The 23,413-nt window shown below is 71.8% G+C and carries 25 protein-coding genes; 12 read left to right on the plus strand and 13 right to left on the minus strand.

Going from position 1 to position 23,413, the window contains the following annotated elements:
• Positions 1-158: 158 nt before the first annotated feature.
• Positions 159-722 (plus strand): GNAT family N-acetyltransferase, encoded by a 564-nt coding sequence (locus tag ACFWI4_RS02475; protein WP_387190006.1) that lies wholly within the window; start codon positions 159-161, stop codon positions 720-722.
• 73 nt (positions 723-795) lie between these two features.
• Here ACFWI4_RS02475 and ACFWI4_RS02480 read toward each other — a convergent pair whose 3' ends face one another.
• Entirely contained in the window at positions 796-1,458 is a 663-nt protein-coding gene (locus ACFWI4_RS02480) for a lysophospholipid acyltransferase family protein (protein ID WP_387190169.1), read from the minus strand.
• 161 nt (positions 1,459-1,619) lie between these two features.
• Positions 1,620-2,735 (minus strand): serine hydrolase domain-containing protein, encoded by a 1,116-nt coding sequence (locus ACFWI4_RS02485; protein ID WP_387190009.1) that lies wholly within the window; start codon positions 2,733-2,735, stop codon positions 1,620-1,622.
• Positions 2,736-2,863: 128 nt separating this feature from the next.
• Between ACFWI4_RS02485 and ACFWI4_RS02490 the strand changes: the two genes are divergently transcribed.
• Positions 2,864-3,760 carry a GyrI-like domain-containing protein gene (locus ACFWI4_RS02490; RefSeq protein ID WP_387190012.1) on the plus strand — a complete coding sequence of 299 codons (897 nt, stop codon included), beginning with the start codon at positions 2,864-2,866 and terminating at the stop codon, positions 3,758-3,760.
• Positions 3,761-3,876: 116 nt separating this feature from the next.
• Here ACFWI4_RS02490 and ACFWI4_RS02495 read toward each other — a convergent pair whose 3' ends face one another.
• Together ACFWI4_RS02495 and ACFWI4_RS02500 are read right to left on the minus strand one after the other, a co-directional pair.
• A complete protein-coding gene (locus tag ACFWI4_RS02495; protein ID WP_387190015.1) occupies positions 3,877-4,155 on the minus strand; it encodes a hypothetical protein in 279 nt (92 codons plus the stop codon).
• Positions 4,156-4,242: 87 nt separating this feature from the next.
• The gene (locus ACFWI4_RS02500; RefSeq protein WP_385393948.1) at positions 4,243-5,232 is read right to left on the minus strand and encodes an aldo/keto reductase; all 990 of its coding nucleotides are present in this window, start codon (positions 5,230-5,232) and stop codon (positions 4,243-4,245) included.
• A gap of 193 nt (positions 5,233-5,425) precedes the next feature.
• Between ACFWI4_RS02500 and ACFWI4_RS02505 the strand changes: the two genes are divergently transcribed.
• From ACFWI4_RS02505 to ACFWI4_RS02515, 3 genes are all read left to right on the plus strand, one after another.
• On the plus strand, positions 5,426-5,845 hold the full coding sequence (locus tag ACFWI4_RS02505; RefSeq protein WP_387190018.1) for a hypothetical protein: 420 nt from the start codon (positions 5,426-5,428) through the stop codon (positions 5,843-5,845).
• Positions 5,846-5,931: 86 nt separating this feature from the next.
• Positions 5,932-6,648 (plus strand): tetratricopeptide repeat protein, encoded by a 717-nt coding sequence (locus ACFWI4_RS02510; protein WP_387190020.1) that lies wholly within the window; start codon positions 5,932-5,934, stop codon positions 6,646-6,648.
• 101 nt (positions 6,649-6,749) lie between these two features.
• Positions 6,750-7,100, plus strand: a complete 351-nt coding sequence (locus ACFWI4_RS02515; RefSeq protein WP_387190022.1) for a PRC-barrel domain containing protein — start codon at positions 6,750-6,752, stop codon at positions 7,098-7,100.
• Between the two features lie 141 nt (positions 7,101-7,241).
• Here ACFWI4_RS02515 and ACFWI4_RS02520 read toward each other — a convergent pair whose 3' ends face one another.
• On the minus strand, positions 7,242-8,066 hold the full coding sequence (locus ACFWI4_RS02520; RefSeq protein ID WP_387190024.1) for an SDR family oxidoreductase: 825 nt from the start codon (positions 8,064-8,066) through the stop codon (positions 7,242-7,244).
• Positions 8,067-8,314: 248 nt separating this feature from the next.
• On the minus strand, positions 8,315-9,586 hold the full coding sequence (locus ACFWI4_RS02525; RefSeq protein WP_387190172.1) for a phosphatase PAP2 family protein: 1,272 nt from the start codon (positions 9,584-9,586) through the stop codon (positions 8,315-8,317).
• A 379-nt stretch (positions 9,587-9,965) separates the two neighbouring features.
• Here ACFWI4_RS02525 and ACFWI4_RS02530 point away from each other — a divergent pair, with 379 nt between their 5' ends.
• Positions 9,966-10,766, plus strand: a complete 801-nt coding sequence (locus ACFWI4_RS02530; RefSeq protein ID WP_387190027.1) for a methyltransferase domain-containing protein — start codon at positions 9,966-9,968, stop codon at positions 10,764-10,766.
• A 19-nt stretch (positions 10,767-10,785) separates the two neighbouring features.
• Here ACFWI4_RS02530 and ACFWI4_RS02535 read toward each other — a convergent pair whose 3' ends face one another.
• On the minus strand, positions 10,786-11,814 hold the full coding sequence (locus ACFWI4_RS02535) for a DUF6745 domain-containing protein (protein ID WP_387190030.1): 1,029 nt from the start codon (positions 11,812-11,814) through the stop codon (positions 10,786-10,788).
• 135 nt (positions 11,815-11,949) lie between these two features.
• Positions 11,950-12,276 (minus strand): hypothetical protein, encoded by a 327-nt coding sequence (locus tag ACFWI4_RS02540; RefSeq protein ID WP_387190033.1) that lies wholly within the window; start codon positions 12,274-12,276, stop codon positions 11,950-11,952.
• A gap of 315 nt (positions 12,277-12,591) precedes the next feature.
• Between ACFWI4_RS02540 and ACFWI4_RS02545 the strand changes: the two genes are divergently transcribed.
• From ACFWI4_RS02545 to ACFWI4_RS02565, 5 genes are read left to right on the plus strand one after another with little or no spacing between them, the layout of a single operon-like run.
• Complete coding sequence (locus ACFWI4_RS02545) at positions 12,592-13,560, plus strand: STM4015 family protein (protein ID WP_387190036.1); 969 nt, start codon at positions 12,592-12,594, stop codon at positions 13,558-13,560.
• A gap of 27 nt (positions 13,561-13,587) precedes the next feature.
• A complete protein-coding gene (locus tag ACFWI4_RS02550) occupies positions 13,588-14,751 on the plus strand; it encodes an STM4014 family protein (protein WP_387190039.1) in 1,164 nt (387 codons plus the stop codon).
• A gap of 58 nt (positions 14,752-14,809) precedes the next feature.
• Positions 14,810-15,616: an STM4013/SEN3800 family hydrolase gene (locus ACFWI4_RS02555; protein WP_387190174.1), complete on the plus strand. Its 807-nt coding sequence runs from the start codon at positions 14,810-14,812 to the stop codon at positions 15,614-15,616.
• Positions 15,613-16,968 (plus strand): STM4012 family radical SAM protein, encoded by a 1,356-nt coding sequence (locus ACFWI4_RS02560; protein ID WP_387190042.1) that lies wholly within the window; start codon positions 15,613-15,615, stop codon positions 16,966-16,968. The genes ACFWI4_RS02555 and ACFWI4_RS02560 overlap by 4 nt, the downstream gene beginning before the upstream one ends.
• A gap of 6 nt (positions 16,969-16,974) precedes the next feature.
• On the plus strand, positions 16,975-17,898 hold the full coding sequence (locus ACFWI4_RS02565; protein WP_387190045.1) for an STM4011 family radical SAM protein: 924 nt from the start codon (positions 16,975-16,977) through the stop codon (positions 17,896-17,898).
• On the opposite strand, the gene ACFWI4_RS02570 is transcribed toward ACFWI4_RS02565, so the two are convergent.
• From ACFWI4_RS02570 to ACFWI4_RS02580, 3 genes are all read right to left on the minus strand, one after another.
• A complete protein-coding gene (locus tag ACFWI4_RS02570; RefSeq protein WP_387190047.1) occupies positions 17,871-18,599 on the minus strand; it encodes a spermidine synthase in 729 nt (242 codons plus the stop codon). The genes ACFWI4_RS02565 and ACFWI4_RS02570 overlap by 28 nt on opposite strands.
• A gap of 163 nt (positions 18,600-18,762) precedes the next feature.
• Entirely contained in the window at positions 18,763-19,938 is a 1,176-nt protein-coding gene (locus tag ACFWI4_RS02575; RefSeq protein ID WP_387190050.1) for a hypothetical protein, read from the minus strand.
• An 87-nt stretch (positions 19,939-20,025) separates the two neighbouring features.
• A complete protein-coding gene (locus tag ACFWI4_RS02580; protein ID WP_387190053.1) occupies positions 20,026-20,769 on the minus strand; it encodes a class I SAM-dependent methyltransferase in 744 nt (247 codons plus the stop codon).
• A 319-nt stretch (positions 20,770-21,088) separates the two neighbouring features.
• Here ACFWI4_RS02580 and ACFWI4_RS02585 point away from each other — a divergent pair, with 319 nt between their 5' ends.
• Complete coding sequence (locus ACFWI4_RS02585; RefSeq protein WP_387190056.1) at positions 21,089-21,619, plus strand: hypothetical protein; 531 nt, start codon at positions 21,089-21,091, stop codon at positions 21,617-21,619.
• 8 nt (positions 21,620-21,627) lie between these two features.
• On the opposite strand, the gene ACFWI4_RS02590 is transcribed toward ACFWI4_RS02585, so the two are convergent.
• Positions 21,628-22,632: a patatin-like phospholipase family protein gene (locus ACFWI4_RS02590; RefSeq protein WP_387190058.1), complete on the minus strand. Its 1,005-nt coding sequence runs from the start codon at positions 22,630-22,632 to the stop codon at positions 21,628-21,630.
• Positions 22,633-22,795: 163 nt separating this feature from the next.
• Positions 22,796-23,398 carry a TetR/AcrR family transcriptional regulator gene (locus ACFWI4_RS02595; protein ID WP_387190061.1) on the minus strand — a complete coding sequence of 201 codons (603 nt, stop codon included), beginning with the start codon at positions 23,396-23,398 and terminating at the stop codon, positions 22,796-22,798.
• Positions 23,399-23,413 lie beyond the last annotated feature (15 nt).

Raw genomic sequence — 23,413 nt, forward strand, 5'->3', positions numbered from 1 at the left:
GACCGATCTACTTGACCTGCCGGGACCTGCCTGACCTGCCCGACCTGCCCGACCTGCCCGACCTGCCCGATCTACCCGTACGACGTCACGACCACGATCGCGAGTTGCCGGGGAAAAACCGTTGGGCTCCCGGACCCGCCTTCCGGCAGGATCGCTGCGTGGAAACCTATCTCGAGACCGAGCGCCTGGCCCTGCGCCGCTTCACCGCCGACGACGCGGACCTGCTGATCGAGCTGGACAGCGACCCGGCGGTCATGCGCTACCTGACCGGCGGCGAACCGACCGAGCCGCAGATCGTCCGCGACCTGTATCTGCCGAACATCCTCGCCGGCTACGAGAGGTGGGGCGGCGACCTCGGGCTGTTCGCCGCGCACGAGAAGGACGGCGGCGCGTTCATCGGCTGGTTCATCCTGCGTCCCGAGCGGGACGGTCCGCTGGACGAGGTCGAACTCGGCTACCGGCTGCGGCAGGCGGCCTGGGGCAGGGGCTACGCCACCGAGGGTTCGCGGGCACTGCTCGGCAAGGCGTTCACCCAGCTCGGTGTGCGCCTGGTCTGGGCCGAGACGATGACCGTGAACCACGGTTCGCGCAACATCATGAAGAAGCTCGACATGACCCACACGGACACCATCCCCACTCCCCCGGACATGGAGAAGGTCGAGGGCTCCGAGCAGGGAGGCGTCCGGTACGAGATCACCAAGGAGCAGTGGGAGGGACGGTAGCCGCGGGCTGCCGACCAGGGGCCGGCGACGGCCGGCTTCCGGCTCCTGCCGGTTGCCGCCGGCCGCCGCCGGACTACGCGGCGAGCGCGGCGGGTTCGCCGAGCCGGGCGGCGGCCGTGCGCCAGGCAGCCGTCACCGCGGCGCGGGCCCGCTCGGTCCGGGCAGCGCCGTCCGCCGTCAACTCGACCGGCTCGCCCACGTGCACATGCAGGCGCGGACGCCGAAGCGGTGCCGTGAACAGGCCCGCGAGCTGCTTGGCCCTGCTTCCCGAGGTGACGCGGCGGGCACCGGCCTGGCCCACGGGCACCACCGGAGCCCCCGTCAGCTGGACGAGCCGGGACAAGCCGCTGCGGAAGGCCTCGGGTTCCGCCTCCGCCGCATCGGCGCGGTGCGGGAGCCCGCCCTCGGCGTAGATCAGGACGAGCCGTCCGCGCTCCAGCGCCTCGGCCGCCCCGTTCAGGGCGTCGGCGGCGCGCCGGTCGCCGCGGTGGACGGGAATGTGTCCCTCGCGCGTGAGCGCCCGTCCGAGGACGGGGACGCGCCACAGTCCGGCGGTGGCCATGACGACCGGACGGACCCCGAGGCGGTGCAGCGCGGCGAGTACGACGGCGGGGTCCGCGAGCGAGGTGTGGTTCGCGGCGATGATGCTGCCGGGGGCGAGTTCGGCGCCCGCGTCCGTGGTGACCGTGAGGCGGCCGACGGCGGGCACCAGGGCGTCGGCTAGGCGGCTGAGCATGTTCGGTCTCCCGGTCTCGGCGGTGTCGGCCTTCATCGTCGGACCGTGCGGGTCACCGGGGCCTGAGTACGCGCACTCATCTTTCGCGGCCGGGTACCCGAGGGCCTCCGTCCTCGTCCGAGCCCGAGACCCGAAGCGGAGCGCGTCGAAGCGGGCCGACGTCAGTACAGGCCGCCGTACGCGGCGGTCACGATCTCCATGCCGCGGTCGTCGTCCCGTCCGTCCCGGTCGATCATCTGGTTCATGACGTAGGCCACCGTCATACGGGAACCGGGATCGCTCACGACCAGCGAGCCGCCCCAGCCGCCCCACCCGAAGGCGTTGCCGAACCGGCCGAAGCCGTTCGTCCAGGACATCGGCGTCCCCAGCACCCGGTCGTCGCCGCGGAACACCTCCTGCCACGCCGGCTCGCACCCCTCGGCGGACAGCAGGCGCACGCCCCCGGCCGAGCCCCGGTTCGCCAGGACCGACTGGACGAGGGCGACCGAGCGCGCATTGCCGTAACCGTTCACGGCGGGGATCCGCGCACGGCGCCAGGCCACGGAGTTGGCGTCCTTGACCCGGATCGCGACACCGGTGTCCTCCCGCCGGGTGCCGTCAGGACCCAGGGGTGCGGTGGCGGCGTACTCCTCGGTCCGAGACGGCGGCGGGACGAGGGGCGCCACGCGGTGGTCGTGGACCGCGGGGAGCCCGATGTGGAAGTCCGCGCCCAGCGGTCCGGCCACCTCCTCGGCGAAGAACGCGCCGACGTCGCGCCCGGTGATCCGGCGGACGATCTCCCCCACGAGGTAGCCGAAGGTGAGCGCGTGATAGCCCGCGGCCGTTCCCGGCTCCCACGCGGGCGCCCGCGCGGCCAGCCCCTCGGTCACGCTCTCCCAGGCGTAGAGCTCCTCGACCGCCGTGAGCCCGGGCAGGTCGGGAAGCCCCGCGGTGTGCGACAGCACATGCCGTACCAGCACGTTCTCCTTGCCCGCGGCGGCGAACTCGGGCCAGTAGACGGCGACCGGCGCCGACAGGTCGAGCTCGCCCCGGTCGGCCAGGACCAGCGCGCACAGGGCGACCATGTTCTTGGTCGTGGAGTTCACGCCGGTGATGGTGTCGCGTTCCCAGGCGACGGAGCGGTCCGCGTCGGCGTACCCGCCCCAGAGGTCGGCCACCGGCTCGCCGTCGAGGAAGACGGCAGCCGAGGCGCCGATGTCGTCCTTGTCGAGCAGCGCCGCGAGCGCGTCACGGACGGCGACGAAGCGGGGATCACAAAAACCCTTAATATCGGTCATGGGGCAAGCCTCGGCCGACACCAGGGTCCCCCACCCGACAATTCCCGCACCGGTTCTGTCGGGCCGGGCATGATCACGTCCCTCCGCTCCGGTGAGGCGGCCGACCGGGGAAGGAAGGACGGCTGCGCGTGCTGGAGCGGCTGAATCAGGCGCTGAACCACCTGGAGGCCTCCCTCGACGGAGAGGTCGACATCGCCGAGGTCGCCCGGATCGCCGCGGTCTCCGAGCACCACTTCCGGCGGCTGTTCTCCGCGCTCGCCGGAATGCCGCTCCCGGTCTACGTACGGCGCCGGCGGATGACCCTCGCCGGGGCCGAGGTGCTCGCCGGGGAGCTGACGCTGCTCGACATCGCGGTGCGGTACGGGTACGGCTCGGGTGAGGCGTTCGCCCGCGCGTTCCGGTCCCTGCACGGCATCGGGCCCGGCGAGGCCCGGCGCACGGGCGCGGTGCTCACGGCGCAGCCGCGGATGTCCTTCCGGCTCGTCGTCGAAGGCAGTACGGCCATGCGGTACCGGATCGTGGAGAAGGGGGCGTTCCGGGTCGTCGGCAGGAAGGCCCGGGTCCCGCTCGTGCACGACGGTGTCAACGCGGCGGCCGCGGCGCACCTGGAGAGCCTCGACGAGCGAACGGTCGTACGGATGAAGGAACTTGCCGATCGGGAGCCGGCCCGTCAGGAGCCGGCCGGGATCCTCTCGGCGGCGGTGTACCTGACCGACAGCCGGGAGGAGGGCACCGAGGCGGACTACTGGATCGGCGTGGTCGCCGGTCCCGACGTGGTCGCCGACGGGCTCGACGCCCTCGATGTGCCGGCCGGGACATGGGCGGTGTTCGACAGCCACGGGCCGTACCCGAGCGCGCTCCAGGCCCTGTGGCGCGACGTGTTCACGCAGTGGTTCCCCTCCAACCTGTACACGACCAGGCCCGGTCCGGAGCTCCTGCGGACGCGGCCGGTGGAGACCGGCGCGGAGACCGGCTCCCAGTTGTGGATCCCGGTCGAGCGGGACGGCGCCAACACCGGCGCCTGACGCGGGCGTTGCGGGTGGATCCGTACCGAAGACCACGTGCCGTACGTACGCCTCCAGGACCCGCGACAGGCCGGAGGGGAACCTGCCGCGGGAAGCCCACGCGGCGGTTCGGAAAGTCAGCGATCCAGGTGCCCGCTGTCGGGCTCCCGCGTCGGGTCCGGGACGAAGTGGCTCAGGCGGTAGGCGGTCGGCTGCACCAGGCGGCCGCACAGCATGTCGATCCGGATCATCGGCCCGTCGACCCCGGCCTCCCGGAGGCGGATCGCGTGCTCGCGCAGCTCCGCCTGGTCGTACGTCTCGAAGACCACTTCCCAGTGCCCCGGCCGTGCGGTGCGCCGGGCGATCCGCTGTCTCTCGGCGTCCTGCCGCCGCTTCCTCTTCCGCTGTCCTGGCATCGGCCCAGGATCATCGGTCGGGGTCGCGGCGGCAAGGCAATTCGGCGGGCACACGGCTCCGCCGGGTGAGCATGTGCCGTACGGGCTCTAGCGGTTGACGGACCGCATGCCCGCCTCGTCGTAGCGTTCGCCCGAGGCCTCGGGCAGTTCCGCCTCGATCCGGGCCAGGTCGTCCTTGGTCAGGGTCACGTCGACGGCCGCGGCGTTCTCCTCCAGGTACTTGCGCCGCTTGGTGCCCGGGATCGGCACCAGGTGCTCGCCCTGGGCCAGCACCCAGGCGATGGCCAGCTGGGCCGGGAGCACGTCCTTCTCGGCCGCGATCTCCTTCACCTTGGCCGCCAGCCGCTGGTTCGCCTCCAGGTTGGCGTCCTGGAAGCGCGGGTTCTGGCGGCGCCAGTCGTTCGCGTCCAGGTCGTCGGGCGAGGCGAACCGGCCGGCCAGGAATCCGCGGCCGAGCGGCGAGTACGGCACGAAGCCGATGCCCAGCTCACGGCAGGCGGGCAACACCTCGGCCTCCACGTCCCGTGACCACAGCGAGTACTCGCTCTGCACCGCGGTGACCGGGTGCACGGCGTGGGCGCGCCGGATGGTCTCCGCGCTCGCCTCGCTCAGGCCGATGTGACGCACCTTGCCCTCGGCGACCAGTTCACCCAGCGCGCCGACGGTCTCCTCGATGGGGACCTTCGGGTCGACCCGGTGCTGGTAGTACAGGTCGATGTAGTCGGTCCCCAGGCGCTGGAGGGAGCCTTCGACCGAACTGCGGGCGTGCTCGGCCGAGCCGTCCTGCGGGCCGACCGTGCTGATGTCGCCCGGCACGGCGTCGTCCATGCGGTAGTTGAACTTCGTCGCGATCACGTACTCCTCGCGATGACCCCGGATCGCCTCGCCGAGGAGCGACTCGTTGGTCAGCGGCCCGTACATCTGCGCGGTGTCGAGGAAGTTCACCCCGAGGTCGAGGGCGTGCCGGATGGTCGAGATCGCCTCCTCCTGATCCGTGGATCCGTAGAAGGCGGACATGCCCATGCATCCCAGGCCGATGGCCGATACCTGAAGGTCCCGCAGACTGCGCTTGCGCATGCCCTCTCCCAGCTCGTCTCTGCACACTCGTTCGTCGTCCCTCGGAGAGCGCGGAGGCCTTCCGTGGTGTCTGCGACGCTATGGCCTGGAGCGCACTCCAACGCAAGTCGACGCTCGGAGCCGGGGCCCCGGAGCCACGGCCTCGGAGCACGGAACCCGCCGGCGCCTCCGCGCGCGTTGCTACCGTGACCGTATGGGACGTCGTCGGCATCGGCATCTGGTCATCGGCTCCGAGCGGTACCGATGGTGGGTCAGCCATCGGCATGTACGGGATCCCGCCCCCGGAAGCGGTGTCGCGAGCCCGTGCCAGGAGGTCCTCGTCGTCGCACGCGAGGGATCTCCTGGCGTGATCCGCATCTTCTTCGACTCGGGTCCCGATCGTGTGGTGGGCGGCGGCGGTTGGGGTGCTCACGAAGGCGGTGTCAGCCGCGTACGGGGCGGCTACCTCAATCTGCACCGGCCCGCGGCCGTGCGAGGCCTGCTCGAAGCGGCTCTGGCCGACGGGCAGAGGTTCGGGCACGCCGGTCAGGTCGACGGATGGCGGTTCTTCGACGCCGTGGCCGAGCGTCTGCCGCCGGAGCGCCGGGAGGCGCCTGCCGGGCCCTCGGCGTGAACGGAGTCCCCGGGCGACCGGTCCCGCGGTCGTGGCGGCCGGCGAGCCGTACCATCGGTTGAGGCCACGACGCGAAAGGCAGCGACATGGTGCAGTGGCAGGGGACCAACTTCACCGTGGACGGACACGAGCCGACCAGTGCCGAGGAGTACTACCGGATCGGCCTGCACTGCTGGAACAGCGGGCAGCACCCCGGTGCGGAGGTCTACTTCCTGGAGACGGCGGCGTCGTCCGGACACAGCGCCGCGATCGAGCTGCTGGGGCACATCGACTACACACAGGGGCGGTACGCGAGCGCCGTACCGCGTCTGCGGCACAGCAGCGGTTCACCGCGGGCGGCCTTCTACCTGGCCTCGCTGTACCACCGCGGCTGTCCGCAGGCGGGCATCGTCGAGTCGCTGGACGAGGCCGCCCGCTGGTACCGCGCCTCGGCCGCGCTGGGCGAGCCCGAGGCGATGCTCGTGCTGGGCGACCTGTACCTGGAACGGCTGATCCCGGTGACCCGGACGCCCGCGGAGCACGCTCTGGAGCAGTTCCTCGCGGCGGCCACGCGCAACCACCCGTACGCCCAGTACCGCGCCGCCGAGATCTACCGCACGCTCTACCAGGACAACGAACGGGCCGCCGTGATGTACCAGTCCTGCGTGGACAACCCGATGACCGGAAACCACGCGCTGGGATCGATGATGCTGCTCCAGAGCCAGGCGCACCTCAGGGAGATCGCGGCCCTGCGCGCCGCCCGCCGGCTCCAGCAGCGACGTGACGCCGTCAACCCCGCGCAGCGCCGGGGCGACTTCTACTGACGTCGCGGCGCTCGCGCTTCGTGTTCTACGGTGGATGACGCCCGCACGACTCCACGGTTCCGCCGCGGACGCGCGAGGAATCTCCGATGAGGGAGCCGTTCATGACGGACAGCATCTGGGGCTACCACCCGGACGCCGGGCACATCGCGGGCTCGGATCTGGTCGGCTACAGGGTCGAGGCCACCGACGGCGCCATCGGCAAGGTCGACAAGCACGCGGAGGACCTCGGGTCCTCGTACCTCATCGTCGACCTCGGCGTGTGGATCTTCGGCAGGCACGTGCTGCTGCCCGCGGGCACGGTGCGGCGGATCGACCACGACGAGCGGAGGATCCACGTCGCGCTCACCCGGCAGCAGATCCGGGAGTCCCCCGAGTTCGACAGGGCCAAGCACGTCGGTGACGTCGACTACCACGACCTGGTCGGCGGCTACTACCAGAGCCACCGCGGCTGACCCACCGGCGCACCGACCCCGGTACCGGGGTACCTGGGGCCGGGTCCGGGGTACCTGGGGCCGGGGCCTGTGCCGGGGAGGGGCCGGGACGTCGGATCGCGCTCGCCCGCTCCGGCCTCCTCGCGGCGGATCAGGGGGCCATCAGCCCTGGGCCAGCTCGGCGACCGGCTGCCACTTCTCCCACGAGGTCAGGCGCTGCTCGTAGTCGGCCTTCGCGATGGCCAGGGGCGCCGAGCCGAAGAAGCAGCGCAGCGGCGGTTCGTCCGCGTCCACGAGCTCCAGTACCGCGGCGGCGGAGGCGCGCGGGTCGCCCGGGGTGCCGACGCGCTTGCGCCGCTGCTCCTGGACCTCCTTGTGGAATTCGGCGTACGCCGGCAGTTCCTCGGACCTGCTCGACGAGGAACCGGCCCAGTCGGTGGCGAATCCGCCGGGTTCGATCAGGGTGACCTTGACGCCGAACTGCGCCACTTCCTGCGCCAGCGCCTGGCTCATTCCCTCGAGCGCCCATTTCGAGGCGTGGTAGATGCCGACCAGCGGGAACGCGCTGATCCCGCCGATGGAGGAGACCTGGAGAATGTGGCCGCCGCCCTGCTCGCGCAGGAACGGCAGTGCCGCCTGGGTGATCCACAGGGCCCCGAACAGATTGGTCTCCAGCTGGGCGCGGGCCTCGTCCTCGGTGATCTCCTCGATCATCCCGAAGTGTCCGTAGCCGGCGTTGTTGACCACCACGTCGAGCCGTCCGAACCGCTCGTGCGCCAGCCGTACGGCGGCGAAGTCGGCGTCGCGGTCCGTCACGTCGAGCTGAAGGGGCAGCAGCCGCTCCCCGTAGGTCTCGCGGAGATCACTCAGGGTGGACAGATCGCGTGCGGTCGCGGCCACGGAGTCGCCCCGTTCCAGCGCGGCGACGGCCCACTCCCGCCCGAAGCCGCGGGAGGCGCCGGTGATGAACCAGATCTTCTGTGTCATGGAGTGCTCCTCTGGAACGTGTCGTCCACCCGGTCACCGCGTCCCCGCGGTGCCACTCCGGCCACCCAACACCTTCGAGTGCACTTCAGGGCAAATCCCGCGGCCCGGCGCCCGGCCGTGTCCCGGCCAGGCCGCTCCGGCCGGGCCGGGGGGTGCCACCGGGCCCCCGCTGTCGTCCGAGGCGCCTGCACGGCCTGTTGGAGGCGCCTCGGACGGGGGCGTGAACGGGTGGCGCGGGGGCGGCGCGGTCACGCCTGTACGAGCTGCGGTTCCGGCTGCTGCACGAGCGCGGGCCGGGGCTTCCACTGGTTGGTGGTCCGCACGTATCCGTAGATCATGGAGGACATCGCCAGCAGGAGGAGCGGCCCGGCCACCCAGGGGTGCAGGGCCATGTCCACCGGAAGATAGCGGTACGAGAGCAGGAGCGCGGTGAACACCGCCGCGCCGTAGCCGACCAGCGTGAATCCCGACCGGTCCCAGCCACGGTGGAACGAGCGCATGGCCGTCTCGATCGTGAGCGCGAACACCACGCCGGCGATGAGGTCCGCGCCGTAGTGGTAGCCGAAGCCGAGCGTCGCCGTGAGCGTGCCGACCAGCCAGAACGTGCCCGCGTAGCGCAGCAGCCGCGAGCCCTCCCGGGTGTGGATGAAGAGGGTGGTGGCCCAGGCGGTGTGCAGGCTCGGCATGCAGTTGCGGGGCGTTATCTCGTCGAACGGTCTCGGGTGCGGGGCGCCGATCGGCAGCGGGGTGTGGGGCCACAGGTTGGCCGCCGCCCACTGCCCGCCCTCGGCGCCGTAGGCGAAGACCGGTCCGACCACCGGGAAGATCATGTATATGGCGGGTCCGACGAGGCCGATGGCCAGGAAGGTCCGCACCAGGTGGTGTCCCGGGAACCGGCGCTCCTCGGCCACGTTGCGCAGTTGGTAGAGCGCGAAGACGGCCGCCGCGAGCGGGAGCTGGCCGTAGACGAGGTGGAGGGCGTGGGAGCCGATGGGTCCGGAGGCGTCGACGACCCGGCCCATGACCCACGACGGGTTGCCCAGCGCGTGATCGGCCGTGGCCACGTAGGCGTCGAGGACGGACGGACGCGTCTCCGACGTGATCATCAGCCAGGTGTCGCCGGTCTTGTGCCCGGCCACCAGGAGCAGGCCCAGTCCGACGCCCTTCAGGAGCAGGATCCGTTCCCTGCCCTTGCGCCGGGTGACGGCGATGAAGGCATAACCGAGGATCACCCACAACGCGCCGTTGCCGAACATCAGGTCGGAGTCGAGCGTCCAGCGCACCAGAAGGAACGCGATGTCGATCCCGGCGGCGATGCCCAGCGCGATGAACCGTTGCCGCCAGGGCAGGACGACCATCATCAGGGCCAGACCGGCGTACAGCAGCGGTCCCGACGTAGGGGTGAGGATCACCTCGCCCACCTGATTGGAAATCGGTCCCGGCATGCCGTAGTGGCGCGCGACGATCTCCATCGTGACGAGGAATCCGAGGGTCACGACACCCGCGACGGCCCACAGAATCGCCTGTGGCCGACGCCGTTCATCGAAATCAATTATGTTGTTTATTCGTGAAATTACTCGGGATGCTATAGATATCAACTGTTTGGCCGATTTGTTTGGTGTTGGTCACATAGCTCACCCTTCGCGCTAGACGGCGTGTTCTTCTAGTGAAGGACGGACGATCAGGGCAATCGTCGTGAGTTCGATCATGCTATGAGCGTTACAGGTGCGTTTCAAGGGTCACAGCCGGTGCAAAGCTGGGCGGATTCTGTGTCCGCCGACCTGCCGGGGTGACCGAAAAATGCCATTCTGGCCGTAAATCGCTCTCCTATGATCTGGGGGCTTTCATGGTGCCGACGGACAGAGGACCCACCGCCGGATCGCGGCGGGAGAGCCGGACATGACCGGCCTCCCGGCCTCCGACGGCCATTATGGAGAAGATCTGTTCGAGCCGGAGCATCCGCAGGAATCCGAACGCATCGACGCGGCGGCGTTGATCTACGACCCCGTCACCACGGGCCGGCTGCGCGCCCTGGGTCCGAGACCGGGCGGCCGCTGCCTCGAAGTGGGAGCCGGGACCGGGACCGTGGCCCGATGGCTCCTCCAGGAGGCGGGAGCCGCGGAGGTGGTCGCGCTGGACCGGGACACCGGCGGCCTGGGCGGCCTCAGGGATTCGAGGCTGCGGGTGATCACCGCCGATCTCCGGGACGAGGGCCTCGACCCCGGCACCTTCGACCTCATCCACGCCCGGTTCGTCCTCATGCACCTGCCCGAACGCCGCCGGCTCGTCACCCGCCTCGCCCGATGGCTGAATCCCGGCGGCTGGCTGGTGCTCGGCGACGCCGTGGAGGTGCCGAACCCGCTGGACACCTCGTCGGCCTACCGGCGGACCATGGACGCCATGTGGCAGGCCCTGCGCTCGACGATCGGCACGGACACCTCGGAGATCCCGGCCTACCCGCACTTCCTGCGGGAGGAAGGACTCCGCGACGTCGCCGCCGAACTGGTCTGCCCGCCCCTGGTCCCGGACGGCCCGCTGGCCCGGTTCTGGTCCGAGACGTGGAACCGGATGCGGCCCGCCCTGGAGGAGACCGGACGTGTCGACTCCACCGTGATCGACGAGGCGCTGGCCCAGCTGGCCTCGCCCACGCTCGCCGAACTCGGCCCCGGAATGCTCATGGCCTGGGGACGACGCGCCTGAGCCCCGCACACCGACGCCCTCACGTCTGCCGGGACGGCTCGTACACCTCGGCGGCCAGCCCGAACGTCCAGGCCACTCCCTCACGGGCCGTACGGGTCGTCGGCGGGACGCGCAGCCAGTACGTACGGTTCGTGCCGTCGGGCTCGGGGGTCGAGTTGACGACCTCGACCATGACCACGTCCTCGTCCCCGACCAGTTCGACCCGCCACAGCACCCCCGTCTCGTCGCGGTGGACGGGGACGGCACCCGACTCGTCCAGATACCGGTCGTAGCCGTAGTGCTCCAGCATCACCCGGCGCAGTTCGGCGTTCTCCTCGTCGCGTATGCGCTCGGGCGTCAGCGCGGTGAGCTCGTCGAGGAACGTCCGGGGAACCGGCATCCCGCGCCAGGCGTACAGCTCGAAGCCGTCCGCGTAGCGCAGGGCCGGACCGTCGCCCCGGTCCAGGCGTCCCGCCTCGTCGCGGTGCAGGCTCGTCGGCCGCTCACTGATGACGGCGACCTTCTCGTAAGGCCACCACCAGCCCGCCTCGCGCGCCACCGCCGCGATCCCGGCCAGGGCGCTCGCCTCGCCGGGGTCGAAGGCGCACAGCCAGGCCGCGTCGTGCTGGCCCAGGGTCGCGTCCAGGAGCAGCAGCCGCACCCGGCTCTCCTCGCGCCGGTCGGTGGCGAGGTCCTCGACGACGCCCGCGCGCACCCGGTCCGCCAGGGTGCGGACCGACTCCCACAGGGGCGCGCCCGTGGCCCGCCAGTGTCCGCTCCACCCCTCGGGTCCCAGCCGCTCGTGGGCTCGCGCGCGCTCCGCCGCCCAGGGACCGGAGACCACCCTGTCGCGGACGCCGGGGCCGGTGTCGCCGAGCTCCGGCCCTTCGACGGGCACCGCGCCCATGAGGACGCGCACGGCCTCGTGGGGTGAGCGCGCCCAGACGATGCGCTCGGGCTCCTCCAGTCCGGCCTGCCGGTAGGCGAGCCGGACCCCTTCCTCGGCCGCCGTCCGGTCGCCCGCGCCCGTCCTGGTCGCGGTGGCACGCCAACTGCCCTGCTCCATCACACCGTTCCTCTCCTGTGTCCCCTGTTCCCGGGCGGCACGGCACCTTTCGACGCAACCCGGTCCTGCTCCCGGACGCGCGGTCCGCCCGTCGGTGTCCACCGCTCCGGAACCGGACCGGCACCGCCGGCGGGCCCGTCAGTCGGCGACGATCCGCACCGAGCCAGGTACGTACTCCCGCTGGCGGATCACCCGGTACCAGCCCTTGGGCAGCGGGATCGCCGCGTGTTCCTCGTGCACGACCCGCGCCCCGTCGGGGACGTGCAGCAGCATCGGCCCGAACACCCCGCCGTCCCGTATCAGACGCCCCGGACCGACCACCGCGTGGGCGTGCCCGGTGACCTCGCCGAGCGCGAGCACCAGTCGTCCACGGCCGTCACGGGGCTCCGACGCCGCGTCGCGGGCGTGGTCCGGCACGGCCTTCTCGTCCAACGGCACGATGAGCACGTCTCCTTGACGGAACATGGGTCTCCCTCCCGGCACGGCACGGGATGTGCCATGGAAAAACCGTAGGGGCGACCACTGACAATCGGCCTCGGGACCGGACGCGTACCCCCGCTGACCAGGCGTCATGTCCGTGGTGACGAGGTGCCGTACCCCGGTCCGGGCGGGTCGGGCCGCCCGCCCGGCGGCCAGTGATCCGCAGGCCGTCCCCAGGTGCCGACCCCTGTTCGCCGTGATGTCAGTGGGGCTTGGTAGAAATCGTGCACCGGGTGCGGTCCGCGCGCTCCGGGCTCTCCACCACGACCGTCGATCCACCGCACGAAGGAGTGGGCGCGCATGACCATCAACAGGCACCTCGAGGAGTTCCACGGCCTGCGGGCCTTCACGTTCCCGGACGCAGGCGACGAGTCGCCCCGGGCCACGTCGCTCCCCTCGCCCGAGTCCGTCGCCTGGCGCATCGCCGTGGACTCCTACGAGAGCGAGGAGGAGTGGGAGGACGCCTTCGCGCGCTTCCTCGCGGCCGTGGACACCGAGCGGGTCAAGGCGCTGATCGTCGGCGCGTGGAGCGACGCGTACGACTCCTCCCCCGACGCGGTGATCACGGCGCTGGTGGCCGCGCGCGACCGGCTGCCCGCGCTCAGGGGGCTGTTCGTCGCCGACATCGTGATGGAGGAGTGCGAGATCTCCTGGATCGTCCAGGGCGATGTCTCGCCGCTGCTGGAGGCCTTCCCGGATCTGGAGGAGTTCGGTGTCCGGGGCGGCAACGGACTGGTGCTCCCCGCTTTCCGGCACGAACGGCTGCGCACCCTGACCGTCGAGACCGGCGGCATGCCCGCGACGGCCGTGCGCGGTGTCGCCGGCAGCGATCTGCCCGCCCTCGAGTCGCTCGACCTGTGGCTCGGCACCTCCGAGTACGGGGGTGACGCCGACATCGCCGACCTGGAGCCGTTCTTCGCCGGGACCCGGCTGCCCGCTCTGACCCGCCTCGCTCTGCGCAACAGCGAGATCCAGGACGACATCTGCGCGGCGCTGGCCTCGGCTCCGGTCGTGGCGCGCCTCACCCACCTCGACGTCTCCATGGGCGTGCTCACCGACGACGGCGCGACGGCCCTGCTGTCGGGCCAGCCGCTGACCCACCTCGACGTGCTCGACCTCCACCACAACTACCTCGGTTCCGAGGTGCGCAAGCGCCTGCTGGAGACGCTGGAGCCCGCCGGCGTCACGGTCCACGCCGACCAGGACGACGCGGAGTCCGACGAGGAGGAGGACGGAACGGTCTGGCGTTTCGTCGCGGTCGGCGAGTAGCGGCGGACCGGACGACGAGGAGGCGGGATGGGCGGGTTGAGGCCCAAGGGCGCGCCGATGAAGTGGGCGGTCGTGGCCAACGGGGAGAACCGCCGGGTGGGCCTGTTCGCGGCGGCGGCCGAGGCGGCGGGCTCCGGCACGCCCCGGGTGGTCGAGTGGCGGGACGTACTGCGCGACGGCGGGCACGACTTCGCCGACGACGAGGTCGTCCGGCTGGACTCACCCGGCGAGGACGCCGACGTGGACCGGCTGTTGCGCGGGATCGGTGAGCCGACCCGGGTGGAGGGCTCCGCGCGCTGGTACGCGCGGTTCCTGGACTGCGTGGGTTCGCTGCGCGGCGGGCTGCGGCTCGACGACCCGGCCGAGCTGGCCGTGCTCTTCGACAAGCGGCTGTGCCACGCCCGTCTCGACGCGGCGGGCGTGCCGGTGCCCCCGTCCCCCACTTCCGGAGCCCGCGCGGCGGTCGCGGACTGGAGCGGCGTCCGGGACCTGATGGATCAGGCCGCGCTGCGGAGGGTCTTCGTCAAACTCGCGCACGGTTCGTCCGCGTCGGGCGTGCTGGCCGTGGAGACGACCGCCTCCGGCCGGATCCGGGCCACCACCTCCGTCGAACGCACGGCGGACGGCGACCTCCACAACTCCCTTCGGATCCGCCGCTACACGGACGAGTCGCAGATCGCGGCGATCGTGGACACGCTCGCGCCGGACGGACTGCACATCGAGCGCTGGCTGCCGAAGGCCTCGCTCGGCAGCAGATCGGCGGACCTGCGTGTCGTGGTCGTCGCCGGGCGCGCGACCCACGCCGTGGTCCGCACGAGCCGCTCCCCCCTGACCAATCTGCATCTGGGCGGGGCGCGCGGCGATCTCGCGGCCGTGCGCGCGCTGGCCGGTGACCGGTGGCCGGAGGCCCTCGGCATCAGCGAGCGGGCGGCCGCCTGCTTCCCCGGCACCCTGTGCGTGGGCGTCGACCTGCTGCCCGCCGTCGGCTGGCGCCGCTTCGCCGTAGGGGAGGTCAACGCCTTCGGCGATCTGCTCCCCCGGCTGACCGGCCTGCCGGGCAGCGGCGCCGAAGGGCTGGACACGTACGCGGCGCAGATCGCGGCGGTCCGTTCCCGCTTCCCCGGACAGTTCCCCGTACGACCCGCACCTCCGCTCGACACCCCCGCCAGGACAGCACATGCCCCAGCCTGAACCCGACAGCGCACCGGCCGTCGCCCCGCCCGCCCCCGGACCGTCCGCGCCGCCGGACATGAACGAGGTGGTGGGCCGCGACGACCTGCTCCTGCTCACCCTCGACACCCTGCGCCACGACGTGGCCGTCGAACTCGCGGCGGCCGGCCGGCTGCCGAACCTCACCGCGCATCTGCCCGGTGGCACCTGGGAACGGCGGCACGCACCGGGGAACTTCACCTACGCCTCCCACCAGGCCATGTTCGCGGGCTTCCTGCCCACCCCCGCGGAGCCCGGACCGCACCCGCGGCTGTTCGCGGCACGGTTCGCCGGCAGCGAGACGACGGCGGGCCGCACGTTCGTCTTCGACACCCCGGACCTGGTGTCCGGCCTCGCCGCACAGGGCTACCGCACGGTGTGCGTCGGGGGCGTCGGCTTCTTCAACAAGCAGGGCGCGCTGGGCAGTGTGCTGCCCGGGCTCTTCCAGGAGAGCCACTGGGAGCCGGAGTTCGGGGTCGCGTCGCCCACCTCGTTCGAGGCGCAGGTCGCCCGGGCGGAGAAGGTGGTCGCCGAACTCCCCGCCGGACAAAGACTGTTCCTGTTCCTGAACGCGTCGGCGCTGCACCAGCCGAACTGGTTCCACCTGCCCGGTGCCACCCGGGAGACGGGCGACAGCCGGGCCACCCACGCGGCGGCCCTGGAGTACATCGACGCGCACGTCGGACGGCTGTTCCGTGCGATGAGCTCGCGCCGCCGCTGCTTCGCCATCGTCTGCTCCGATCACGGCACGGCCTACGGAGACGACGGCTACACCGGCCACCGTCTCGGCCACGACTGCGTGTGGACCGTGCCCTACAGCCACTTCTTCCTGGAGCCGACCGTATGACCCTCGCCCCCGCGGCCGCCCCGACCGGCCTGCCGCGCCCGTACCAGAGCTACACCTACGCCTATCCGCACAAGACCGCCTACCGGCCGCTCGACCCGCGCCCCGCGCTGCGGGACCTGTGGGCCGGCGAGTCCCGTCGGTCGCTGTCCCTGTATCTGCACATCCCGTTCTGCGAGATCCGCTGCGGTTTCTGCAATCTGTTCACCCGGATCGGCGCTCCCGACGGCCTGACGGGACGCTATCTGGACGCGCTGCGGCGCCAGGCCGTCGCGATGCGCGAGGCCCTCGGCGACGCCGAGGTCCCCCACTTCGCCAACGCCGCGTTCGGGGGCGGCACACCGACGTTCCTGGAGGCCGCCGAGCTGGAGCGGCTGTGCGACATCGCCGAGCGGGAGATGGGGGCCGATCTCCGCGCGATCCCGCTGTCGGTGGAGGCCTCGCCCTCGACGGCCACGGCCGACCGGCTGGCCGTGCTGGTCGAGCGGGGCGCCACCCGGCTCAGCCTCGGGGTGCAGAGCTTCGTGGAGGAGGAGTCCCGTGCCGCGGTGCGGCCCCAGCGGCGCTCCGAGGTGGAGGCGGCGCTCACGCGGATCCGCGAGGCGGCCGTCCCCGTCCTCAACATCGATCTGATCTACGGCATCGACGGCCAGACCGCGGCCAGTTGGCGCCACTCGCTGGACGCGGCCCTGGCCTGGCGCCCCGAGGAGATCTACCTCTACCCGCTCTACATCCGGCCCCTCACCGGTCTCGGCCGGCACACGGACGCGCGGACGGCCGGTCTGGAGTGGGACGAGCAGCGGCTGCGGCGGTACCGGGAGGGCCGTGACCATCTGCTGGAACACGGCTACGAGCAGGTGTCGATGCGTATGTTCCGGCGCGCGGACGCACCGCCGCAGGGCCCGGACGACTACGCCTGCCAGACCGACGGGATGATCGGCCTCGGCTGCGGTGCGCGTTCGTACACCTCCACGCTGCACTACTCCTTCGACTACGCGGTGTCGATGCGCGAGATCCGCGGGATCATCGACGACTACACCGCCACCGAGGACTTCTCGCACGCGCTGCACGGCCGCCGCGTCGACGAGGACGAGGCTCGCCGCCGGCATCTGCTCCAGTCGTTGCTCCAGGCCGAGGGCCTGCCCGTGGCGGACTACCGGCTGCGCTTCGGGGCGGACCCCCGCGACGACTTCCCGTCCGAGATCGGGACGCTCGCCGCGCGCGGCTGGCTCTCGCACCGGGACGAGGACCGGCTCCGGCTCTCCGCGGAGGGACTCGCCCACTCGGACGCGATAGGCCCCGAGTTCTTCTCGCCGGCCGTCCGGGACGCCATGGCCGACTACGAGACGAAGTGAGACCCGGTGGACCTGACGATCCTGTACCGCGGCCCGCTGGCCTCCTGCGACTACGACTGTCCGTACTGCCCGTTCGCCAAGCGCCGTGACTCCACCGCGCAGCTGCGCGCGGACCGCGCGGCCCTGGAGCGGTTCACGGCCTGGGCGGCCGAGCAGCGGGAGGACCGGCTGTCGGTGCTGTTCACCCCGTGGGGCGAGGGGCTGGTCCGCTCCTGGTACCGCCGTGCCCTGGTCGAGCTCTCCCACCAGCCCCATGTCAGGCGGGTGGCCATCCAGACGAATCTCAGTTGCCGCACCGACTGGCTGGAGGCGGCGGACCGGGACGCGGTGGCGCTGTGGTGCACGTACCACCCGGGCCAGACACCGCACGAGCGGTTCGTCGCCAAGACCCGGCGGCTCGGCGAACTGGGTGTCCGTTTCAGTGTCGGCGTCGTCGGCCTGCCCGAGCACCGGGAACCCGCGCGGCGGCTGCGGGCGGAGCTCCCGGAGCATGTGTACCTGTGGGTGAACGCCGCCGAGGGACACACCTACACCGACGAACAGGCCGCCGAGTGGACGGCGCTCGACCCGCTCTTCCCGTTCAGCCGCCATCCGCACCGGTCGGCGGGGCTGCCGTGCCGTACGGGCGAGTCGGTCGTCTCGGTGGACGGCGACGGACGGGTGAGCCGCTGCCACTTCGTGCGGACGGAGCTGGGCCGGCTGTACGACGGTTCCTACCGCGCCGCGCTCGCCCCGCGGCCCTGCCCGCTGACCCTGTGCGACTGCCACATCGGTTACGTGCACCTGGAGACCCTGCCGCTGTACGACGTCTTCGCGGGCGGCGTCCTGGAGCGGGTCCCGCGCGAACTGCCGGACCGGGCACCGCTTCCCGTGGTCGCCTCGTCCGGCATCGTCCCGTTGTCTCAGCCGTCGCGCCTTCGCGCGATGTAGACCGTGTTGGCGGAGGTCCCGCCCTGGAGCGGATTGTCGAAGTCGACGACGTGCGCCGCGGTGTCCGTGAAGACCTCCGCGAGCACCGTGCCGAACGCGTCGTCCGGCGGGTCGTTCGACCACAGGGCGAACACGCCGCCGGGACGGAGGAGTTCGGCCAGTGCCGTCAGACCGGCCTTCGTGTAGAGCGTGGCGTGGGCGGGGTGCAGCACGTGGCGCGGTGAGTGGTCGACGTCCAGGAGGATCGCGTGGAACCGGCGACCGGGGTTGTCGGGGTCGAGCCCGCGCGGCCCGTCCCCGGTGGTCATCGCGAAGAAGTCACCGCGCACCAGACGGCACCGGGGATCGGAGGAGAGGCCCTCGCCCAGGGGTACGAGCCCCCGCCGGTGCCAGTCGATCACTTCGGCCAGGGTGTCGACGACGATGAGCGAGCGGACCCGTGGGTCGTCGAGCGCGGTCCTGGCGGTGTACCCGAGGCCGAGTCCGCCCACCACCACGTCGAGCGGGGTGTCGGGCAGCTCCGCCAGGCCGAGCCGGGTCAGCTCGACCTCCCCCTTGGTGAAGAGACTGGACATCAGGTACTCGTCGCCGAGCTTCACCTCGTACACGTCGTCGCCGGACAGCGGGTCGCGCCGGCGGCGCAGGCTGATCTCGCCCATGGGCGTGGGACGCCAGTCGATCTCCTCGAAACGCGCGCTCATCCGATGCTCTTCTCCCCAGGTCTCGTGGCACCGAGGTCTCGTGGCGCCACCGTCGAGGATCTTCACACGGACCGCGTCCGGCCGGCGGTCAAACGGCCGGACGACACCGGTACGAGTCCATGGGCTCGGTCGCGCCTTCCGGGTCCCCGACCTGCCCGGGCCGTCAGTGGGCCAGGACGGGGCCGGGCTCGCCGGAGTCGGCCGTCGGTGCCTCGCCCGTGTCCCGGGCTCCCGCCAGCCGCAGGGTCACCAGTGCCGTCAGGCCCGCGGCGACGCCGAAGGTGAGGGCGGCCGGGACGCCCGCGTCGAGCTGGGTGACCAGGGACACCGGTCCCCGGATGACGAACGCGTCGTCGAAGGCGATGTGCACCAGCCGGCCGGCCGTGAGGCCGAGGACGGTCGCGCAGACCCCGCAGACCGCCATCGCCGGAATCGTGGTCCGGGTGAGCAGGCCGGGCAGCAGCCGCAGCGCCCACCAGACCACGACCAGCACGAGCGCGTCGGCGGCCCGGTAGAGCAGCCAGTCGCCGATCGGTGAGGCCGCCGGGCTCGCCCAGCTGCCGATCAGCAGCCACGCCCGCAGCAGGTCGCCGGGCTCGGACAGCAGCCCTCCACCGTCGAAGGAGGTCTGGATCCAGCCGGCCACCGACTGGTACGACAGGACGACGAGGGAGAGCGCGGTCACTGCGGTTCCCGTGCTCGCGGCCAGCCGGGCGGCTCGGGGTTCCACGATCGCGCGGGGTGCCGGTTCCTCCCCCTTGGCGGCGATCCGGGCCACGAGCACGGTGACCAGAGCGGCCGCCAGGCCCACCGGGACCGTGACGGGCCCGCTCGACGTGATCACGGAGGCCAGGCGTGGCAGGAACCGGAAGCTGCCCTGCCCGTAGGACGCGATCTCCCAGGGCGCGGAGACGGTCACGGCCAGCATTGCGGCCATCGGGGTCCAGGCCCACAGTCCGAGCACGGCGGCCGGGGTACGGCCCTCGGTCGGGGGGAGCCTGCGGAGCAGGAGCAGCGCGCCGGCCAGGAAGAACGCGAAGACCGCCACGAATCTGATCTGCATAGCGGTGGTGTAGAGGTCGGCGTACCGCGAGCCTCCGCCGAGGCCCGAGCCGCCGTCCGTGACGGCGTCCGTGGAGCCGCCCGTCGCCAGGGCCGCCGGAACGTCGTACGCCCACGGCCGCAGCCACACCCGCAGCTCGCTCACCGACTGGGCGTCGAACACATGGGTGGCGCCGCGCAGTTCGAGTGCGGAGCTGCTCTTCCCGGCCCACCACAGCAACAGCGTGACGATCAGACTCCCGACCAGTGCCGGTATCACCGCGCGCCGATATGTCATGTGCGTTCCCCCGTCTGCTTCCTGCGTCCCGCATGCTTCAACCCGCTGAAGAATAAGGGGTGTTGATCGACAGGGAGCGCGCGGAGGTCAGACGTCGGCCACCAGGAGCCGGTAGCCGACGTCGATGGTGTCGAGTGCGAGCAGATCGGACTGACGGCGGTGCCAGTGGCCCGTCGCGAGGTCGTCGGTCAGCGCCGCCAGACCAGGAGCGAGGGTGTCCTCTCCCGTCTGGGCGAACATGGAGATTCCGGCGCGCACTTGGGGGTCGAGGTAGGCGTGGGGTCTGCGCCAGTACGCCGCGCCGAAGCCGTCCGTGCAGTCGTGCGGGACGTGGACGGGCTCCTGGTGCGCCCCGCCGAGCAACGTGGTGAGCCGGTCCATCGGAACGGCCCGGCTGTCGTCGAACGCCGCGGCCTGCGGCAGGTATTCGCGTACGAGCCAGAACCTCTCGCGGAAGATCTCCTGGTCCCAGGTGAGGACGACGATGCGGCGGCGCGCGACCCGGCGGAGTTCGGCGATGCCGGCCACGAGGTCGGTCCAGTGGTGGACGGTCAGCAGTGCCATGACGGCGTCGGCGGCGTTGTCGCGCAGCGGAAGGCGTTCGGCGACCGCGCACACGGCGGGCGCGGATCCCGGCGGGCGCTGGTCGATCATGATCTGGCTGGGCTCGACGGCGAGTACCGTCTGCCGCGGCTCGTAGGAACCGGTGCCCGCCCCTACGTTGATCACGGTCGCGGCGTCCCCGAGGGCGGCGTGCACCTGCGCGGCTATCCGCGGATCCGGCTGCCGGGTCCGGCCGTACGTGGCGCCGAGCGTGTCATAGATGGCCATGTTTCCCAGTATTACGAAGGAGTCACCCTCCAGGGGCCCGCTCCGCACGCCGCACTACGGCCGGAGGGGGCCGGAACGTTCACCGGAGCGCGCACCGCATCGGATCGGCAAGAAAAAACCCTGCCCCGTACAGCACGGGGCAGGGTCTTCGTGGAGCGCCGGGCAGGCCTTGCACCTGCATTTCCCCGCAGGAAGCGGGGCGTCTTTCCTTGGACCACCGACGCATCGCGGACCGGGGAATCTCCCCCGACCAGCTCAAGATCAATAATATCAGACGATCACACTCGGCCATGCCGGGCCGTTTCTTGCAGGAGGTCACATGAGCGAGGCGTACTCGCCCGTCCCCGAGCTGAACCTGCTCCGGGAGTTCGAGGACCGGCTGGGTCCCGTCTTCTACTCGGAGGGGTTCGAGCTGTCCGCGTACGACGGGGACGCGGGCCTCCACACCTGGTCGGAGGACCCCGCCTTCGTCGGCCGGTTCATCCCCTTCGCGAAGGCCAACGGCAGCGGCTCCGACTACGCCTTCTGGCGGTGCGACGACCGCGCCGAACTCGCCACCCTGCCGGTCGTGTTCGTGGGCGACGAGGGCGACCTGTACGTGATCGCGCGCGACCTCGGGGAGCTGTTCCAGCTTCTGGCCCTCGACCGTGAGCCCGTCTCGGAGGGGTTCCCCGAACCCGGCGAGGTCGAGGAACACAGCGCGGGCCACGCCGAGTTCGTCGCCTGGCTGGAGACGACGTTCGGGCTCGGACCGGCGAAGGACCCGGAGGCGCTCCGGCACGCCCGCGCGGACCTCGACGACCGGTTCAGGGCGTGGGCACGCCCCTTCACCCATGCGGTCGACGACTGACCGGCGTCTCAGCCGGTGGCCTCCGGGCGCCCCTCGACGCCGAACAGGCGAGTGTGGGTGTCGTGCACCGCGGTGCGCCCGGCTTCCAGCGCGGACTCCAGGAGGTCCCCCTCACGGGCGAGGCGGCCGACGGCGGGTGAGTCCTGCGCGGGGCGGATCGAGACGACGGACGCGTGGTCGGCCAGGCGGGCGTCGTCCTCGGCCAGGCGTGTCTCACGGCCCAGGAACACCTGGCGCAGCGCCTCGGGTTCCTTCCTCAGCACCGTCCTCGCGATGAGCGTCGCGGAGCGGGACGGCCGGGCGACGTCGATCGCCCTGCGCGACCGCAGCACCATGACATGGGTCGCCCCCTGAGCCAGCGCGGTCCGGTAGGGCACGGATTCGGAGACGCCCGCGTCGTAGAAGCGGCGTCCGCCCAGCGTCACGGGCTCGCCCGCCAGGAGCGGCAGGGAGGCGCTGGCCCGCAGCGCGGCCCGCAGCTCCGCCGCGTCGGTGATGAAGGGCCGCAGGTCGGTCGATTCCCCGGTCTCGGCATCGGTGGCCAGCGGGTGGTACTCGATGTCATTGGCGAGGATCGAGGCGAAGTCCATCGGCGCGCAGTCCTGGTCGCCGTAGCGGTAGAGGACCTCGTAGAAGGCGTGCAGGTCCACGAGCGGCTTGCCGCGCAGGGGGTTGGAGCGCCGGATCAGCGTCTTGGCGTACTTGGGAACCGCCCAGAAGCGCAGCGACTGCGGGCTGGTGCTCAGCAGCCACGCGGCGGAGGCGGCACCGGCCGAGGCCCCGTAGACGGCGTCGAAGCTGTCGGTCAGTCCGAGTTCGTGGAGGGCGAGCGCCATTCCGCCAGCGATGATGCCACGCATTCCGCCGCCCTCGATGGCCAGGGCGACGCGGTGCCCGTCGGCGCGGGCGCCGGGGCGGCTGCCGGTGCGCGCACGCTCGGTGAGCACGCTCCAGACCGGGTGCGGCTCCGCGGACTCGGGCGTCCCGGCGGGATTCGTGGCGGTCGTCGTCATCGTGGTCAGGGCTCCAGGGGACAGCTCGGGGGTGATTTCTGCACGCAGAGCTCGGGGACGGACTTACTTTACCAGTGAACAGCCACTCACTAGCCGATGGCTAGTGAACGGCGGACGTCCGGTCGCCCCACGCCCTCGGGCACACCCGCCCACCCCCGCGGGCTCACGCCTCGCCGGACTCCGTGGTCCCGGGCACCGCGAGCAGACCGCGGACGGTCAGGAGCAGCGTGGCCCTCAGGTCGTCGTCGCAGAGGTCGGACAGTTCGCCGAGGCCCTCCAGCATCCACACGCACATCACGTAGGCCATGCGTTCCGCCGGAGTGGGCGAGCCGCCGAACAGCACCCGCAGGATGCGGCGCCGGCGCCGGTCGTTCTCGGCGTACACGCTGGCGGCCCGGATCTCGGGATCGTGCAGGAGCATGGTCCCGAGCTCGCGGTTGCGCACCAGGAAGTCGACCCAGCCGACCGCGTACGCGTCCAGCCTCTCCTGGCGTGACGGCATGGCCGCCAGCTCGTCCAGGAGCACCGTCATCTGCTCGACGGCCGGGTCGAGGGATGCCTGGAGGATCTGGGCCTTGGTCCGGAAGTGGTAGTAGACCGCCGCCTTGGTGAGGCCCATCTCGTCGGAGATGGCCTGCAACGAGGTGGCCTGGTAGCCGCGGGCTGCGAAGAGCCGCTGGGCCGTCTCGACGATCTGCTGTCTCGTCGCCGCGGCCTGGGCGGATCGGCCGACGACCGGGACGCCCGGCTCTCGCTCGCTGGGCACGCTCGCTCGCTCCCG

This window comes from Streptomyces sp. NPDC127038 (assembly GCF_042725875.1).
Taxonomy (GTDB): domain Bacteria; phylum Actinomycetota; class Actinomycetes; order Streptomycetales; family Streptomycetaceae; genus Streptomyces.